The organism is Breznakia sp. PFB1-19, assembly GCF_029893935.1.
Classification (GTDB): domain Bacteria; phylum Bacillota_I; class Bacilli_A; order Erysipelotrichales; family Erysipelotrichaceae; genus Breznakia; species Breznakia blatticola.
In genome coordinates this window covers 13,918-31,237 of record NZ_JARXXJ010000024.1, presented here as the reverse complement: position 1 = coordinate 31,237, position 17,320 = coordinate 13,918, and the positions used below count along the sequence as shown (strand labels likewise).

Below are 17,320 nucleotides of genomic sequence, written 5' to 3'. Positions count from 1 at the left end.
ATCAAAACAAAGTAAAAGCCTGATTACTAATGTGTAACCAAGCTATATAGAATTCTTTATTTATTTCGCCTGTCTACTTGACAGGGGGTACATCACCACCGGTGTCTTTTTCATTTATCTAAAATTTACATCTGGAAATGGTAAAGAAGTAAGAAAATAGGTTAATTATGGACTATAAGAATACATTTTATGCATTTTATAAGAAAAGTCCGTTAAATTAACGCGCAAAAGTTGTTTATCAATGGTATACTAATAAATGATAGTAATTTTCAATTATCTATGTTATAGAGTTGAAAAGTATAAGGGGTAATAATAATGAAAGATGACATTAATCTAGCTTTATTGATTGACGCAGATAACGTATCGGCAAAGTATATTGGTTATATCATGGAAGAAATTCCAAATTATGGTTTACCAACACATAAGCGAATCTATGGTGATTGGACAGACTCGCATATGAATAAATGGAAAGATGTTCTGTTGGAATATTCGATTCAACCGATTCAACAGTATTCATATACCGTTGGAAAAAACGCGACAGATTCTGCACTCATCATTGATGCAATGGATATTTTGTATGAAGATAAAGTTGATGGATTTTGTATTATAAGTAGTGATAGTGATTTTACTAGACTTGCTGCACGTTTACGTGAAGCTGGTAAAATCGTTATCGGTGTAGGTGAAAAGAAAACACCAAGACCATTCATTGTGGCATGTGAAAAGTTTATATATTTAGAAACATTATCAAGTTCACATGAAGCAAATGATGAGGTCACTCAAAAGCGCATTGTAAGTAGCCAGGATGATATTCGTTGGTTAACAAAACAAGTTCGTGCTATTATTAAAGATATTTCAGATGATGATGGTTGGGCTAACATGTCATCTCTGGGAAATATGTTAAGTAAGAGATTCCCTGATTTTGATACACGGAATTATGGATACTCGAAGTTAACACCGTTGATCCAGTCGCTAACAAGTTTTGAAATTCAATCCATACGAGCAAAAGACTCGCATGTTGAACACAAGCTTGTTCGCTACAAGGGAAAACGAAGTAAATAGAAGTTAGAGGGCGATACTATGGAAGAAATGAAAAGCAGAATTGAACAGATTAAAACCGATGCATCAAGTGTTCAGGAAAAGAAAGAAGCACTAATTCAACTTGGAAAACAAATGATTCAAGAAGAAAAAGGGCTTGTTGGTGAAGTGCAAGAAACTTTACACAACACTTGGGACGAACTTCAAGATGAAAATATCCCAGCTCACATCAATTTGCAATTGGAAAATGAATTCCGTCAAACGATGAAGAATTTAACGAAAGAAATTAATCGTAATGAGTTTCAATTAGAAGGAAAACAAGCAAAAGAAGAAATTCTTGAAAGCATGGAGGAACTTAGAAATTCAACTTCATGGAAAGACGTTATGGGTAAATTATATGCCTTAAAAGACAAATGGGCAGACTTGCCATATGCTGGTAAAGATGTGGATGCAGAATTATCAAGAAAATTTGATGAAGCATTCAATGAAATTATGTCAAAGAAAGATGAGTTCTTTGCTCGTCTAGATGAAGCGAAAGATGAAGCGCGTGAGAAAAAACGTGCATTGATTGATCGTGCTAAAAAAGCTAGCCAATCAACACAATGGAAAGAAACTTCAAAAGAAATGAAGACTTTGATGGATGAATGGAAAACATCAGGAAATATCAACAAAGAAGAAAACGATCAACTTTGGGAAGAATTTAATGATTCACGTCAAGCATTCTATAAAGCACAAGCCGTTTTCTTTGAAGAACGCGATAAACAACAAGTAGAAGCAAAAGCGAAAAAAGAACAACTAGTAAGTGAAGCTCAAGCATTATCATTAAGTGAAGATTATAAAGAAACTTCACAAAAAATGAGAGACTTAATGGCAGAGTGGAAAGCCGCTGGATTTGCTGGAAAAGATATCGATAATGAATTGTGGGATGCATTTTCAACTGCACGTAACACATTCTTTAAACGACAAGATGACTTCTATCAAGAGAAAAAAGGTCAATTTAGAAGCAAACTAGAGGATGGTATCAATCGACGTAAAAAACAATTGGATGATTTAACTGCAATTAATCACGATCTTGAAGCTGAAATCGCTGATATTCGTGCACAGGATGCTCCACTTGGTAACCAAGACAATCGTTGGGAAATCATGAATGAAAGAAATCAACAAATCGATAAATTACAATCATATATTGATGAAAATTTAAGAAAGATTTCTGGTATTCGTACAGAGCTTAACGACATGTTAAAGAAAATTGAGGACGTAAAAGAGTAGTTCATTATTGAACTATTCTTTTTTTTCAAAAAAACTTTTCAAAAAAGAAAGAATATATTATATAATATAGTTGTAAAGTAGAGGAGATAACATATGAAAACAGTAGTAGTTATTGAGAAGATTGAAAATCAAATCAGTGCAATTCAAGCAAGTATTCAAAGAGCTATGAAATCTTACTATTCAGAAACTGGATTAAGCAAGACACATACACTTGTACTTCGCGAAGTAAGAACATGTCAGCCAATTACGTTAAATGAGCTTTCAAGCAATTTATCTAAGGTACCAGCGAACATGTCAATTACCGTAAGTGAATTAGAAGACGATGGATACTTAGAACGTGAACGTTTTGTTGATGATCGACGTGTGACGAAAATCAAATTAACGCAAAAGGGTGAAGAAGTGGTAAATCTTTATGATTCATATATGGAAAAGAATCTTAAAGAAATGATTGAGGATGAAAAGACACTGAAGGACATTCTAACAAAACTCGACACAGTATACGAAAAAGTTAAAAAGTATTAAGAGTAAAGGTTGTATAAACATTATTGTAATACATGACAAAATAGTTTATTATTAGGTTATGGATATATAACTATCCGTACTACTTACATTTATATTTATGGTTAAAACCGCCCCTCCAAAACAGGTTTTAACTAAGTAAATATAATGATGTGAGAACTTTTCTCTTTTGGGAAGGCAGCAATGCTGTCTTTTCTTTTTTTATATTGAAATACCAAAATGAATATGCTATGATTATCTAGCAGTAAAAAACATAGGGGCATGGTCCAATGGTATGATAACGGTCTCCAAAACCGCTGATGGGAGTTCGATTCTCTCTGCCCCTGCCATTTAAAAATTGGTCGAACTTTTAACAAAACAAAGTGTGACTTTCAATGAAAGACAACCCACTGGTATTTAACCAGTGGGTTTTTTTTACGTGAAAGGAGACACTATGAACAAGAAAAAAGGGAGTAAGACAAAACGTATTGGAAAAAATGTATATTTCACTCCAAATGAATTGGATCTAATTAAGTCACTTGCAGAGCGAATAAGTTTGACTGATAAAAGGAAGCCAGTATCTTCAGTTATCAGGGATTGTGTATTGGCAGTTGCACAAAATCCTGATTTAGACATGATGATTTTTGCACCTAAATCTTATGATCAACTCTCGATCAGCGAAATGCTGATCAGAATTAAGTTAATAGAAAATCTTGAAGAAATTCTGAAACAGCTTAAGGAACATGGAGTTGACTTATCTTTCTTAGAAGTTGATAAAAATGATAATGAATAGCAAAGATGCAATTTTAAAATTTCTAACAAAGATTCATGCAGATGCTGATTATAAATGCAAAATTGCACTTACTAAGTCATGGGACATCGAATCATATTATCAAAAGATTATGTACGATTTAGAACGCAATCGATTTTACGACAGACTAATGAATATTGATACTTTCTTGGGTTATGCAGAAAGTATCATCGATGCAAATGAAGAAGATGTATATTTCTCTATTAACTCATTTAGGCACAGAAAGAAAGAAGCAGAACATGTATGGCATCTAAATGCAATTGTTCTAGATTTCGATTATTACAAAATAGAAGAGTTCAAGGATCTAAACGCAATGGATATGTATGAGAAAGTTCTAAAGGAAAAGCTACCTCATCAACCAACTGCAGTAATTGACTCTGGACGTGGTCTCTATATAGTTTATGCATTTAAAAATTGTCCACGACGATTAACAAAAACATATAAAGCAATATACAAAGAATTCCTAAGTAGGTTTGAAACATATGGAATGGATCCCAAAGCAATGAATGTTACACAAATCATTCGCTTACCTGGTTCTTTTAACTCAAAATCGATGAGCACAGTTCAAATACTTGAATTTAACGACACAGACTATACGATATCTTCATTCTTCGACATGTTCAAATATAAGCATTCTGATGTAATCACATATAAAGAAAAACTTGCTGAAAAAAGAAATAGATCCAAAGCCAATAAAGTAGCTAAGGGTGTCTATCAACTTACACTAAATGATGAAATGAGACGCAATAAAAACAGAGAAAAGAAGTCGCAGGAGTTCTTCAATGATTTTAGAGAGTTGATAAGAATTCGAAATAAAAACAACGTGCATGAAGGGTATAGGGAGTACATATTATATCTCGCACGATGTAGAGTAAAACATCATAAAGGAAGCATTGATGAAGAATTAGAAATTGCTCATGAGTTAAATGAATTATTTCTCACTCCACTTGAAGAAAAAGAAGTAATAGTAACAAGTGAGCCACGAGGGTTTAAGAAATGCCCATCGATCGAAACGATGATAAAAAATCTTGAAATTACTGATGAAGAGCAAATGCATTTAAAAGTATTGCGAAGCAAGTCAAAGAAAGATATTGCATATCAGAAAAGAAAAAGAATACATATACTTACAAACATGTCTAAAGCTCAAATGAAGCAATTAGAAAGACGTACAAGAGTAGCTAAGTTGAAAAATGAAGGAAAACGCAACGTTGAAATAGCGAACATTCTTTCAATCAATAAATCTACAGTTACCAGGGATCTGAAATACATAAATGAGAACGCTTGGAGATTCAAGAAAAAATTGCAAGAAGCAATGAAGGAACTACAAGCGTGTATAAACACTAATAGTAAAATTCGACATGTGCGATTCGACGAGCAAAAAAGGCTCTCAGAATGGCTTAAATTAAGCGAAGAATTACTGAATTAACTCACAACGCTACCATGCGTTGCTAAAAAACTAGCAACTATTAAGTATATATGTCAAGACGCACCCCTGGTGCGATTAGATAAAGGAAACCATTTAGTAACAATGACAAATACAGAAAGAGAGGACTACATTATGAGTCATGTAATTGGGTATGTTTTTGATAGTAATGATCAATATGAAGACAAGTGGTGGTTTGATGACACCATTGACAACTATGCACAGTTCATTTATATGAATCGAGCATACAACGTAATGATTACGGATGCAGCAGACATTATGATCTGCACTGGCATGTATGGATATATTGATCAATTAAATTCACAATATCAGCATATTCTTCCTGAATTAAGAGATGTGATAACTGCCTATCAATTTGGAGATAAGACATCAACACTAAAATTTGTGAATGCTGGATATAGATTGATGGTTCAATCAGGAATGAGCTTATTATGATTCGATATGCAGAAACTGGTGGAAGAATTCCAGTAAAGGATCGCAAGCCTGAATTATTCTACTTTGAATTACGTTCATGGGATGAAGGACGTGGAGAAACAATTGAACTTGGCGTGTGGGTAAATCATATGGGAACAATTGTTTCTGATACAGATCTGTTAGCTCTAGCAGGAACAGAAATCATAGAGGATGCAGACAAATTCTTTAATGAACACGATTTTGTTTGTGATAATTCTTTACTAGACAATGAACTGGAGTAGAAAATTGAAAATGAAATTTAACATAGGAGCACTTGTATTAACAAAAGGAATTACTTTTGAAAGAAATAGATCAGAAGAATTTAGTGATGGAATAAACGAAGTACTTGACAGATACATTTCAGGTGATTGGGGCGATTTAGACGAAGAAGATTGTCAAACGAACGAATTTGCCTTGAAACATGGTGAACGTTTACTTGGTGCTTATCATGTATGTGATAAAAAAATCTACATAATTACTGAATATGATCGAAGTATAACAACAATATTATTAGCTGAAGAATACTAAAATGCATGGGATTGCCTAATACCCCAAATTCTTCCACCTCACAAAAAAAACATAAACATAAATAAACATAAATAATGATAAACATATATATGAGGTGTTAATTATTAGGCTCTGCACTGCAGATAATGAAAGGAAATAATATTATGACTTTAGAGCAATTCTTAGAATATTTGAAACAAAATGACCAGGTAGAAGTATGTTGGCTGAATACGCAGAAGAAATCATTTACAGATGACCAAAGCAAAGTGAATTTACCTACATATTTGATGCACTCGATCCCAAAAGAAATCTTAAAAAAAGATATTAATGAATTTAGATTCGGAAAAGACAGTTTGGACGGAAAGTTAATTATTTATGAATTTCACAAATAGAACAACACTGAAATGAACTAGGATTACCTAATACCCTAGCCCAGCATTCTATCCTTGAAACACACATATTACATAAAAACTAACTATGGCAAATTATTAGGTTCTGCTTTTGCAGAGGAAAGGAATAAAAATGAAAACTAGAAACATAGCAAGAAAATACAACATTAGCGAAGAGGAGCTTATTACAGGGATTAATATCATAGCGAAAGCTTTTGGAAATATTTCAAACTCATCAGTCATGTTAGCAATAGCAGAACTTTTGGCTAATGGTGATATACAACAAGAAAAATTAACTGGAGCAAATGAAAGAGATCTATTAATCAAAAAGAATAAACAAAAATTACTAGATTACATATCTGAAGAATTTAGCAAAGATCACTTTGAAAGTTTAATAGATAAACCTTCAGGTCAAATTTCAAAGCATTTAGTGAGAGAAAAAATTGAAACTATCTTCATAGATAACTTTGATAACTTGCTAGAAGTTCTTGATACTGGATGCAACAAACTATTATCTGACCCAACACTTAAGTTTAAAGATGATGAGCTTGATTTTTAGAAAAAAATGCATTTGCATTTTAGAAAGGATAATTATTCATGATCATAATAAACATAGTAAGCATTGTAATAGGTATTTTGGTCGTAGCTATTGATATTGGACTCAGCCTTTATCAAATTAAAATCGAAGAATATACATATGCTTCCGATGATAAATCAGAATTCTCACAAAAAGTATTTGTAGTAGTGATTGCTATTTTGAGGGGACTTGTAATCGGAGCAGTTATTTGGTTTGTAAGTGTCTTTGTTTATACAATTTACGATGTAATAAATGAGTATGAAGAAAACATGCCGATTAAAAGAGTCGTTGTAACAAATATTCAGACTAATGATGTTCTTCTCGATAAAACAGGAAAATGTTCAGCAAGAAAAAGCCTTGATGGTTGGGTATTTGTTACATGCGTTCAACTTGATTCAGAAGATGAAGAGTATAAATTTCTTCTACATGACGACTTAGAAGTTACTGAAACATTGATATTAAAAGAGTAATAAAAACAAAGGGGAATAAAATGTCAAAATTATTATATGGTGGTTGGTTACACTTACTACTTTTATTTATTACATACTTAGCAACTATAAATGAAAATCCTGATTTGAAAAATCTTGGATCTATGATCATGATTATCGGATGCATTTTAGTTTCTATACTAGCTCACTTAGCAAAAATAGAGTCAATGTTAAGTTACAAACATTATGAAAACATATTTAATGGAGACAGCAGAGAGGAAAACGAAGATGAAGAAAGTAGTAAATAAAAGAATTAGAAAATTTGTAGGTAAAAGTAAATTGAGAAAAGCAATGATTGTTGTAGTAGTAATGATTGCTTCATTCATCTACGCAAATATTGAAATTGATAAAAAACTAGAAAAATCAGATGGTATTCAATTGGTTGATTGTGTCGATGGAGACACTGCTAAGTTCATGGTTGATGGCAAAGAAGAAAAAGTACGTTTCCTTGCTATCGATACTCCTGAAACAAAGCATCCAAACAAACCTGAAGGATACTATGGAAAAGAAGCAAGTGAATATACATGTACAAGACTTCAAGAAGCTAATGAGATTGTATTTGAGTTTGAAAAAGATACATACGATAAATACGATCGAATGCTGGCTTGGGTTTGGATAGATGGTTCCCTGCTTCAACAAGAATTAGTATCTCAAGGCTATGCAGAAGTGAAGTACGAGAAAAATAGTTATAACTACATTGAAAAACTTAAAGGTTTACAAGCTCACGCTGAAGAACAAAAACTAGGGATCTGGAGTAAATAAAATAACTTAGATAAAAAAATGAATCCTTAGTTGAAGCCTATATAGAATCTGTAGTATCCCCTCCCCTTCCCTTAAAAGGAAGAAGATAAATCAGATTTAATTCTATATAGGTTTCAGCTAAGGACTCAAACAATCTTTCTATGGTTTAAGGCTATGGAAATCACGAGTGGATATGGTCTCCTTACGGATACCACGCCACCTCGTTAATTAACTGTCGCATCAATTATGTTTTTAAACTATCAAAAATTATTAATCTCTACTTAGATAGAGTTTAACAATGTCAATTGTAATTGTAACAATGTTTAATACGATTTTAATTATTTCTAAAATAATCATACATATCATCTCCCTTCCAGGAGACGATACACAGTTAGATTTTCATAGCCTTAAGCCATAGAAAGGATGTATCAAATAAAACTAAGAAACATCAATCAAAGAAATGTGCCAGTCACTGGTACAATATATAAGTTTGTAATTCAAAATTTATGTGAGAACATAAATAACTCGCCGAATGAATCACATTTATAAAACAGAATGATTACAGCTTTAATTATCTTTATGTTTCAAATAAAGCAACAAATACTCTTCTATGGTTTAAGGCTATGGAAATCACGAGTGGATATAGTCTCCTTACGGACACTACGCCACCTCGCTAATTAACTGTCGCATCAAGTAAGCACAAAAGTATAAATCAATTAATCTGTTTCTGAGAAAAGTTTAATTATATCAATAGCAATTGAAACGAAACTTAATACAATTTTAATTATTTCTAAAATAATCATATGTATCATCTCCCTTCCAGGAGACGATACACAGTTAGATTTCCATAGCCTTAAGCCATAGAAAAGATGTATCTACTAAAGTGTATCACAACTGATACACAAAATGAGGAGGAAATAATGCAGATAGCAAAAAATTTAAAATACTTACGAAAGAGAGAAAATCTATCGTATCGATCCCTTGCACTTGAATCACAAGTAAAACCAATGACCATTCAAAGAATTGAAAATGGAACACTGGATAATCCAAGAATAAAAGAGGTTACTAAACTGGCTCAATTCTTTGGAGTAACTATAGATGAATTCATAAAAATGGATTTGGAAAAAGAAAATGTGCCAGTGACTGGCACAAACCATGAAAGGAATAAATAGAATATGAAAAAGAAAATGATTTTGAGTTTGTTGCTAGGTTTACTTATTATCTCAGCATGTAGTGGAGGAAGTACCAAAGCTGAAGATAAGACGTCAACTGGAAGTGAAACGATTTTAGACAGCGAAGAAATCGTTTGTAGATCAGGAAAGAAGATTTGGGTAGGTTGGAAAAAGGATGGTTATAGTGCTGGATTAACAAGTGAAATTGTAGGAGATTGTGAATAATGTGCCACTAACTGGCACAAGTGAGGTTATATGGAAAAAGTAATTGGATACATTTATAAAGAAGATGGTATTTGGGAAGTCCAATATGTATTTGAATTAACAGCAGAAAAGATCGTTACTTTTATCAAGAACAATCAAGATAAATATGTAGTAATCACACATATAAACGGATTGATTATTTATGAGAATAAGAAATACAATACATTCTCACTTTCAAGCAGAGTTTTAAATGAGATTGATTTACTTACACAATCTATGAAAAACATGAAGATTAATTTCATAGATTCAAACGGAATAAAGATGGATAAAGATTTAATTATACAAGCAAGCAAACACTAAAGGAGAAATGAATATGGTAAAAATTAGAATTGAGTTTTTAGACCACGCAATGTTAGAGAAACTTTTAAAAACATTGAGTGTTGATTTTGAAATTGTAGATCAAGGAGATATAAGAGAACCACAAAAGAAAGGATCTAAGTGGATGTTCTGTTATGTAGAACTTCTACCGAAATTATAGGGAGGAACAAACATGTCAAACAAGCAAGCAAGCGTAATAGCAATCGTCAACCGAAAAGGTGGCGTAGGTAAAACAACAACAGCAAAGAATTTATCTTATGAGCTGTCAAAAATGAAGAAAAAGGTACTGGTGGTCGATATGGATCCACAGTGCAACTGTACAAAAGGTCTTATCCCTGAAGATAATACGCCAGGTACGATTCTTGATGTATTAAATGAGAAAAGCATTGAAAGATACTTACTCAAATACAACAAGCATATGGATATCATTGCAGGAGATACAATGTTAGCTTCAGCAAGCGAAAGTATCGAGAATTTTACATCTGCAATAGATAGTGTAAAAAGTAAGTACGATTATATCATTATTGATTCATCACCCTATTTCAACGAAATAACGGCAATGATTTTATTAGCAACAGAGTTAGTAATAATTCCAACATTTTTAGAAGTAGATTCATTAGATGGTATGACAACTACTATCAATGAAATTAAAGCGTTAAGAGACGATATAGACTACAAGATACTATTTACACAAGTAAACAATTTGAAATCAACAGAGGACGATTTAGAAGCGATATATGGAGTATTTGAAGAACATAGCTTTAAAACGTTAATCAGATATCATAGATATGCTCCAAAAAGAGCTAGAGCAAAAATCATTCCTTTGTCAAAACGATATAAAATGGCAAGCGTTACAAAAGACTACATTGCATTAGCAAAAGAACTTAATGCTCAGGAGGGATTCTAAAATGGCAAACAAGAGTGTGTTGAGTGGCTTTGTAAAACAAAGTGAAAAACAAATTAAAAAGAACGAATCAGGAATCGAAATGATTCACTATCATGAAATTGGTGAAGCAATTAAGAATCGAGGTTTGAGGAATATTGAAGAACTTGCAGAGGATATTAGAGAAGACGGACTCGAACAAAATCTAGTTGTTAGAATTGTGAATAATGACCTGTTCATATATGAACTAATTGCAGGACATAGACGATATAATGCCATGCTTTTGTTAATTGAACAGGGACACAAAGAGTTTGAATACATGCCATGTAAAGTTGTAGAGTTAGATAATGTTGAAGCACGTAGAAGAAACTTGCTTAACAACATGCAAGTGGATCCTTTATCGCCTACTGAAATGATGGAAGCAATCCAGGAATTAAAAGAATACTATGAGTTAAAAAAAGCTAGTGGTGAAAAGATACCTGGTCGTATTAGAAAACTGATTGCTAATGATTTAGGACTTGGCTCATCAACCATAGGAAATTATGAAAATATAATGAAGAATGCTATTCCTGAAGTAAAAGAAAAACTTGATGAAGGTTCAATCACATTAACTACAGCAAATGAAATGTCTTCTTTAGATGATGATGAGCAACTAATGTTTGTTGAGAATGACACGATGGATCTAAAGACTATTAAAGATTACAAAGAGGAAAAGAAAAATGTGCCAGTGGCTGGCACAAATGATGATGAATCTAATACTTTTAGTGAAGATGAGTTTGATATAGATGAGGACAGTATTTCGTATGATGAAGATTATGAAGATGACGAAGATTATATCGATAATGACCACGCTTGCGAAGATGTGAATGTGTTATCGAGAAAATTTAGTGTAATGGAGACTGCTGTTAATGAATTTAAATCAATATTTGAAAAAACAGAGGTCAGTCATGAAGATAAATATCGTCTCCTGCGTTTAAAAAATAAATTAGAAGATTTGCTAGATTTGTGTATGTAGATGGAGGGGTTGTGAATATATGAACAATTATTTAGATAAGGTGGATAGAGAGGAAACAATAAAACTCGCAAAGATAAAGTTGGAAAGGTTTCAAGAACTTTACAATTTAATTGGAAATGAAATCAGCATTAGTTCAATAAAATATGATGAGCCATATATTAACAGTTCTATTACCAATGCAGATGCAAACCTAGTTAGACGTATCGTTAATAAAGATGAAAGACTCAAGGAAGTAAACGAGGTCTTATGTGCAATTGAAAAACTAGATCCAATAGAAAGTGAACTTTTATTCAACAAATATATATTAGGAAAGAACTCAGACGAAATGCAAAGATTACTATCACTATCAAAAGCGAAACTTTATAGACATATAAAATCTGCATATTATCATTTCGCTTTAATCCTAAAAATTGAAGTAATTAAGAGTTAATCATGCTATTAAAACTTTCGTGAAACTTTTATGAGACTTTCGTGAGACTTTCGTGAGACTTTCGTGAGACTTTCGTGAGACTTTCGTGAGACTTTTTTGAGAAAAAAATGAGAAAAAGTTGAGACTAAATTGAAACAAAAATGTGCTAAAATGTGTATACTGGGATTAAACCACAAAGGGGAAAGAAAAATGAGATTATTAGATAATTTAAAAAATAAAAAAGTAATTGCAACAATTATCGGAGTACTAATTGTAGCTCTAGTAGGTACTGTGTTTGTAATCAGCAACAATCAATCACAGGCATTAAAGTTGAAAAAAGATGTTGTAATCATCGAACTTGGCGATGATGTATCACTTAAGGCTAATGACTATTTGGATACAAAAGATAAAAAAGTTTTATCTCAAACAAAAGTGTCATCTGATATAAAGAAGAAAGATAATATTGTTCCAGTCGGGAACTACAATATTAAGTTTATATATAAAGATGAGACCTTAAATCAAAAGGTCGAAGTGAAAGATACAACTTCACCAGTGTTCAAGGATCCTAAAGCAAAAGTAGAAGTGGATCGTGAATTTGATGGTGATTTAGCAACAAATTTTATTGCTGAAGATCTAAGTGAAGTTAAAATCACTATCGATAGTAAAGATGTTGATCTAAAAAAAGCAGGTACATATAAAGCTAAAGCAATTGCGACTGATAAGTATAAAAACAAAACTGAGCAGGCTTTTGAAGTAGTAGTTGGAGAAAAAACAAAAGCAGAAAAGGAAGTAGAAGAGAAAGAAAAAGCTAAAGCAGAAAACAAAGAAACAGAAGTTGCAAACAATGGAAGTCAAGGAAGTAATGCAGGAACTGTATCAAATGGTTCAACTGGGACAACTGGAGGAACAGCAAGTGGTAGCAATAATGGAACTGCAGGTACAACTGGTGGTGGTACACAAACACCTGTTCCTTCGAATCCTAATGTGCCAAATGCTTGTACATTCATTAAATGGAATAATGTAGGAAATAGTGGCAAAGTTTTTACTGAGTATAATTTTTGGGATGATAACGATTATGAACTTATGGAAATATGGGCATTAAACAATCAGCCTAGTTGGTCAAACACTTTCACAATCTACAGTATTGATGACAATTGTGGGAATGTGGGAACAACAATAAATTGGGAAACGAACTAAATTAAGGTAATAGTGAATGAAGTAAGAAATAATCGAGAAGTAAAGCTGATAGAAAAAACTATCAGCTTTTTTAATACCAAAATGAAAGGAAAATCAAATGAAATACAAAAGAATAAGAGGACCATGATGCATGGTTATCAATCAGACAACTTAAATAAGTTGTCTTTTTTCATTTATAGACAGAGGAGGAAAAATAAAAATGAGAAAATTGAATTTATTAACAATTAAACCAATCAAAAGACTACTAGTGAGCTTGATGGTTATTTTTACATTTTTGTCATCAATTAGTGTATCTAATATTGACGTTTTAGCTGCACCGGTAGGGAATGTAAGTGTCGTAAAGACTGGATATACTTTTAGTTGGGAATCAGATACACCAATCAATCCTGCTAATCAAATTATGTCCGCATATGGATATGAACTTTCTAAGATTTATGCAGATGGGATATTAACAACATGTTTTGATCCAACAGTCGTTGTTTTAACTGGAGGTGGATATAACAGTGATCCAGCCATTGAGACTGCCACGAGAAAACGCTTAGCAAGATTAGCAGTTGCAAATGATATTAATTCTATGTCCGATGAGGCGTACGCTGCTTTTCAAATCTATCAGCATCAGATTATGTTCAGTGCATCCCATGGGTTTAGAGTTACAGCAACAAACGTAAACAACTTACAAGGATATATTAACCAATTTGAAGCAAAGGCAACTTCATTTTGGACAAAGCCAACTTTTAATTTAGGAGATGGAAAAATCACAGTTGGTGAAACTAAAAAGTTCAATGCAACAAATGGTGTGACTTCTGGTTGGGATGTATTTAAACAATCAACTGGTGTAACTGCATCTTTTTCAAATGGAGTTCTAACAGTAACAAATAACAATACAACTGATGAAAATATCGAAATACAATTAGTTAAAAAAGTTGGTGGATACAAAAGACCATCTTTAAATTATAACAAAGTACAATCACAACAACTTGGTATATTTGGTATTAGTGACCCAGACCGTTTTCCAGTAAATTTACAAAACTTGCGTTATGGATCTTTAGAAATTGCGAAAATGGATAATCAAGGGAATTACATCCCAAATACTGGATTCGATGTGTTCTATAACGATAACGGCTCAAAGATTGGTTCATATACAACTGGAAATGATGGAAAAGTAAAAGTTGACCAAATTCTACCTAAGGAAGTAAAAATCGTTGAAACTAGTGTTCCAGCTCCGTTAATTCTAGATGCTACACCTTCGTATAAAACAATTGTTCCGAACGAAACAGTTTCGTACACAAAAACAAACGTTCGTGCTGTTGGTAAAGCGACACTAACAAAAGTCGATAATGATACAGGTGGAACTACTCCGTTAGGAGATGCACGTTTAGATAATGCTCAATATGCATTGAAAGCAAAAGTAGATGTTCCAGATCCTGTAAACCCTACTACACCAATTTATTCTAAAGATGAAGTTGTTAAAGAAGAAGTACTTGGTACAGATCTAACGATGGTTGTTGAAAACTTACCAGTGGGACAATACTACTTTGAAGAAACAGTGGAATCAACTGGTTATCACTTGGACACAACGAAATATGACATTGATTTGCGTTATGTAGATTCTGCAACAGCAGTGATTGAAAAGTCAGCACAATCAAGAGAACAAGTTATTCTAGGAAAAGATGCATTGTATAAAGTATCTAGTGATGGTTCTGTTGGTGTTATCCCTTTCGTTGAAGGAGCAGAGTTCACTTGGAAGTTAAAAAGAGAAGTAGATTTAGTTGGGTGGGATAATGCAAAAACATACTTTAAAGATGAAACTAATGCATTAGGATATCTAGTTACTGATTACATGCCTTATGGAACATATATCCGTAGAGAAACGAAGACACCAGAGAATTACATTACTGCACCAGACAGAATTGTAACTATCCACGAACAAATTGATTACCCTCAACCAGAAATTGTTAATGATGCACCTTTCAAAGCAAAAGTGAAAATTGTTAAGCAAGATGCTGATACAGGCGAAATGGTTACTTCTGACTACGTTACATTCAAACTAATTGATACAGCTACAGGTGAATACGTTAAACAAAAAATTGGAAATAAATGGATTGATGAATTTACTACAACTGATGATGGAACAATTGCAGGTGTGGTTACTGGAGAAGCATACACACCATTAAGTATTTTCGCAGGAAAATATGAAGTAGTTGAAGCTAAGATTCCTACAGGGTATTTAGATGCTAAGACTCCAATTTATGTCGAAGTTAAAGACAGTGCAGTGTATGAAATTGATGATAATTTCGAACCAGTAATTACAGTAGTTGTTGAAAACAAACAACCTAAGGCACAAATCGAACTAACAAAAACATTCGAAGAAATGACAACTACTTACGACAAAGTAGCAGGATTTGAATTAAAGACAATTGACGAAGTCATTTCTGCAATTGATGGTTCAGTTTTATATGACGCTGGAGAAGTTATTAACAATCCAAATAGTCAAGATGGTTTATGGTATACAGATCCTACAACTGGAAAACTAGTTATTTCTGATTTATTCCTTAGTGCTGGTGAATTGACTACATATACACTTCAAGAAAAAGTAACTTCTGAGGGATATGTACTTGATGATACTGTACATACATTTGAATTTGAACAAACAGATACATATACGGATTTATACATTGAAACAGCTAAAGTTGAAAATAAATTAATTCGCACAGATCTTGAAGTAGTAAAAACAGATAAGTACACAGGTGAAATCATTATTGGAGTAGAAGGATTTGAATTCACATTCGATTACGTATTTAACGGAGAAGAATTCACAGTAACAGAAGCTGTAGATCCAGAAACAGGAAAAGCTACTTTCAAAGACATTCCTTATTCAGCTGAAGGAACACTTATGGAAACAGCAACTAACGATGCATACTTCTTATCAGACGAAGTGAAAGAAATTATTGTTGATAAAGACTTAGAAGGAATTGGCGAAGTGTATTCGTTTGAATATGAAAATAAAATCAAGCCTACTATTGGTACTTTGGCAACTGGAATTAATGGCGAAAAAACATTAGATCCTACAATTGATAATGTATTAATCGATGTATCAATGGTAGATGGATTAGATCCTAACATGATCTTTACTTTTGTTACAAAAGCTTGGATATATGATGAAGGTGGAAATCACACTTTGTATAAAGAAGTAAGATATGAAAACGTTAGTTTTGAAGAAGCTGATGCAGACTTTATAAGCAAAATCGAAGCAGAGAAAGATTCTCTTCCAACTGGCACTAAACTCTTCTTTACTGAAGATATTTACGAAACAGGTAAAGATAATCCTGAAGTAGATACACCTATTGTGTCGCACAACGATCCTGAAGATGAAGGACAGACTGTTCGCTTTGAAGAAACAGAATTTACGATCAATGTTGCTAAAAAAGATGCAGTATCTAAAGAACTAATTAAATCTAAAGATTTTAAATTTGAAGCCAAGTTCTTTAAGGATGGTAAAGAAGTAAAAGTAGAAACATTTGATGGTGATACTAAAACAGGAATTGCTACAAAGACTTTCACAGGTGCTGGTAAATATGACTACATCGAGATTAGAGAAGTAAAAGCTCCTGAAGGTTTCTTACTATCTGATGAAGTCAAAACAGTGACGATGGCAGACTTTGATGAAAACCATGTTTACAGCTTTGACTATTTAAATGGAATGCTTCCATCTGTTGCTGTAGCTTCAGGGGATACATCGAATACTAATTTATTCACAGGAATGATGCTGATCTCTCTATTAGGAGTTGGAACTTTATTAGTACGTAAAAGAAAACAGCAAAATATCTAAATATTGAAATGTGCCAGTGAC

At 32.8% G+C, this 17,320-nt stretch carries 22 protein-coding genes and 1 tRNA gene; all 23 read left to right on the top strand.

Annotation, left to right across the window (positions count from 1 at the left end):
• Positions 1-315: 315 nt before the first annotated feature.
• Complete coding sequence (locus tag M2098_RS09905; RefSeq protein WP_134168176.1) at positions 316-1,059, top strand: NYN domain-containing protein; 744 nt, start codon at positions 316-318, stop codon at positions 1,057-1,059.
• A gap of 18 nt (positions 1,060-1,077) precedes the next feature.
• Positions 1,078-2,304, top strand: coding sequence for a DUF349 domain-containing protein (locus tag M2098_RS09900; protein ID WP_280683993.1), 1,227 nt, complete (start codon positions 1,078-1,080; stop codon positions 2,302-2,304).
• Positions 2,305-2,397: 93 nt separating this feature from the next.
• Positions 2,398-2,826, top strand: coding sequence for a MarR family transcriptional regulator (locus M2098_RS09895; protein WP_280683995.1), 429 nt, complete (start codon positions 2,398-2,400; stop codon positions 2,824-2,826).
• A gap of 252 nt (positions 2,827-3,078) precedes the next feature.
• A tRNA-Trp gene (locus M2098_RS09890) sits at positions 3,079-3,152 on the top strand.
• 104 nt (positions 3,153-3,256) lie between these two features.
• Positions 3,257-3,595 (top strand): hypothetical protein, encoded by a 339-nt coding sequence (locus tag M2098_RS09885; RefSeq protein ID WP_280683997.1) that lies wholly within the window; start codon positions 3,257-3,259, stop codon positions 3,593-3,595.
• Positions 3,582-5,039, top strand: coding sequence for a hypothetical protein (locus tag M2098_RS09880; protein WP_280683999.1), 1,458 nt, complete (start codon positions 3,582-3,584; stop codon positions 5,037-5,039). Before M2098_RS09885 ends, M2098_RS09880 begins: the two co-directional genes overlap by 14 nt.
• Before the next feature lie 132 nt (positions 5,040-5,171).
• A complete protein-coding gene (locus M2098_RS09875; protein WP_280684001.1) occupies positions 5,172-5,492 on the top strand; it encodes a hypothetical protein in 321 nt (106 codons plus the stop codon).
• Positions 5,489-5,752 (top strand): LPD28 domain-containing protein, encoded by a 264-nt coding sequence (locus tag M2098_RS09870; protein WP_280684003.1) that lies wholly within the window; start codon positions 5,489-5,491, stop codon positions 5,750-5,752. The genes M2098_RS09875 and M2098_RS09870 overlap by 4 nt, the downstream gene beginning before the upstream one ends.
• A gap of 10 nt (positions 5,753-5,762) precedes the next feature.
• Positions 5,763-6,038, top strand: coding sequence for a hypothetical protein (locus M2098_RS09865; RefSeq protein WP_280684005.1), 276 nt, complete (start codon positions 5,763-5,765; stop codon positions 6,036-6,038).
• Between the two features lie 143 nt (positions 6,039-6,181).
• The gene (locus M2098_RS09860) at positions 6,182-6,409 is read left to right on the top strand and encodes a hypothetical protein (protein WP_280684007.1); all 228 of its coding nucleotides are present in this window, start codon (positions 6,182-6,184) and stop codon (positions 6,407-6,409) included.
• Between the two features lie 130 nt (positions 6,410-6,539).
• On the top strand, positions 6,540-6,965 hold the full coding sequence (locus M2098_RS09855) for a hypothetical protein (protein ID WP_280684008.1): 426 nt from the start codon (positions 6,540-6,542) through the stop codon (positions 6,963-6,965).
• 38 nt (positions 6,966-7,003) lie between these two features.
• Positions 7,004-7,453: a hypothetical protein gene (locus tag M2098_RS09850; protein ID WP_280684010.1), complete on the top strand. Its 450-nt coding sequence runs from the start codon at positions 7,004-7,006 to the stop codon at positions 7,451-7,453.
• Positions 7,454-7,473: 20 nt separating this feature from the next.
• A complete protein-coding gene (locus M2098_RS09845) occupies positions 7,474-7,719 on the top strand; it encodes a hypothetical protein (RefSeq protein WP_280684012.1) in 246 nt (81 codons plus the stop codon).
• Positions 7,700-8,233 carry a thermonuclease family protein gene (locus M2098_RS09840; protein ID WP_280684014.1) on the top strand — a complete coding sequence of 178 codons (534 nt, stop codon included), beginning with the start codon at positions 7,700-7,702 and terminating at the stop codon, positions 8,231-8,233. The genes M2098_RS09845 and M2098_RS09840 overlap by 20 nt, the downstream gene beginning before the upstream one ends.
• An 899-nt stretch (positions 8,234-9,132) precedes the next feature.
• On the top strand, positions 9,133-9,384 hold the full coding sequence (locus M2098_RS09835) for a helix-turn-helix transcriptional regulator (RefSeq protein WP_280684016.1): 252 nt from the start codon (positions 9,133-9,135) through the stop codon (positions 9,382-9,384).
• A gap of 3 nt (positions 9,385-9,387) precedes the next feature.
• Entirely contained in the window at positions 9,388-9,609 is a 222-nt protein-coding gene (locus tag M2098_RS09830; RefSeq protein WP_280684018.1) for a hypothetical protein, read from the top strand.
• A gap of 30 nt (positions 9,610-9,639) precedes the next feature.
• Entirely contained in the window at positions 9,640-9,948 is a 309-nt protein-coding gene (locus tag M2098_RS09825; RefSeq protein WP_280684020.1) for a hypothetical protein, read from the top strand.
• 13 nt (positions 9,949-9,961) lie between these two features.
• Entirely contained in the window at positions 9,962-10,126 is a 165-nt protein-coding gene (locus M2098_RS09820) for a hypothetical protein (protein ID WP_280684022.1), read from the top strand.
• 12 nt (positions 10,127-10,138) lie between these two features.
• Positions 10,139-10,873, top strand: a complete 735-nt coding sequence (locus M2098_RS09815; protein WP_280684024.1) for a ParA family protein — start codon at positions 10,139-10,141, stop codon at positions 10,871-10,873.
• A gap of 1 nt (position 10,874) precedes the next feature.
• Positions 10,875-11,864, top strand: a complete 990-nt coding sequence (locus tag M2098_RS09810; RefSeq protein WP_280684026.1) for a ParB/RepB/Spo0J family partition protein — start codon at positions 10,875-10,877, stop codon at positions 11,862-11,864.
• Between the two features lie 19 nt (positions 11,865-11,883).
• On the top strand, positions 11,884-12,294 hold the full coding sequence (locus tag M2098_RS09805) for a hypothetical protein (RefSeq protein WP_280684028.1): 411 nt from the start codon (positions 11,884-11,886) through the stop codon (positions 12,292-12,294).
• 189 nt (positions 12,295-12,483) lie between these two features.
• Positions 12,484-13,470, top strand: a complete 987-nt coding sequence (locus tag M2098_RS09800) for a hypothetical protein (protein WP_280684030.1) — start codon at positions 12,484-12,486, stop codon at positions 13,468-13,470.
• A gap of 199 nt (positions 13,471-13,669) precedes the next feature.
• The gene (locus tag M2098_RS09795; RefSeq protein WP_280684032.1) at positions 13,670-17,299 is read left to right on the top strand and encodes a SpaA isopeptide-forming pilin-related protein; all 3,630 of its coding nucleotides are present in this window, start codon (positions 13,670-13,672) and stop codon (positions 17,297-17,299) included.
• Positions 17,300-17,320: the final 21 nt, after the last annotated feature.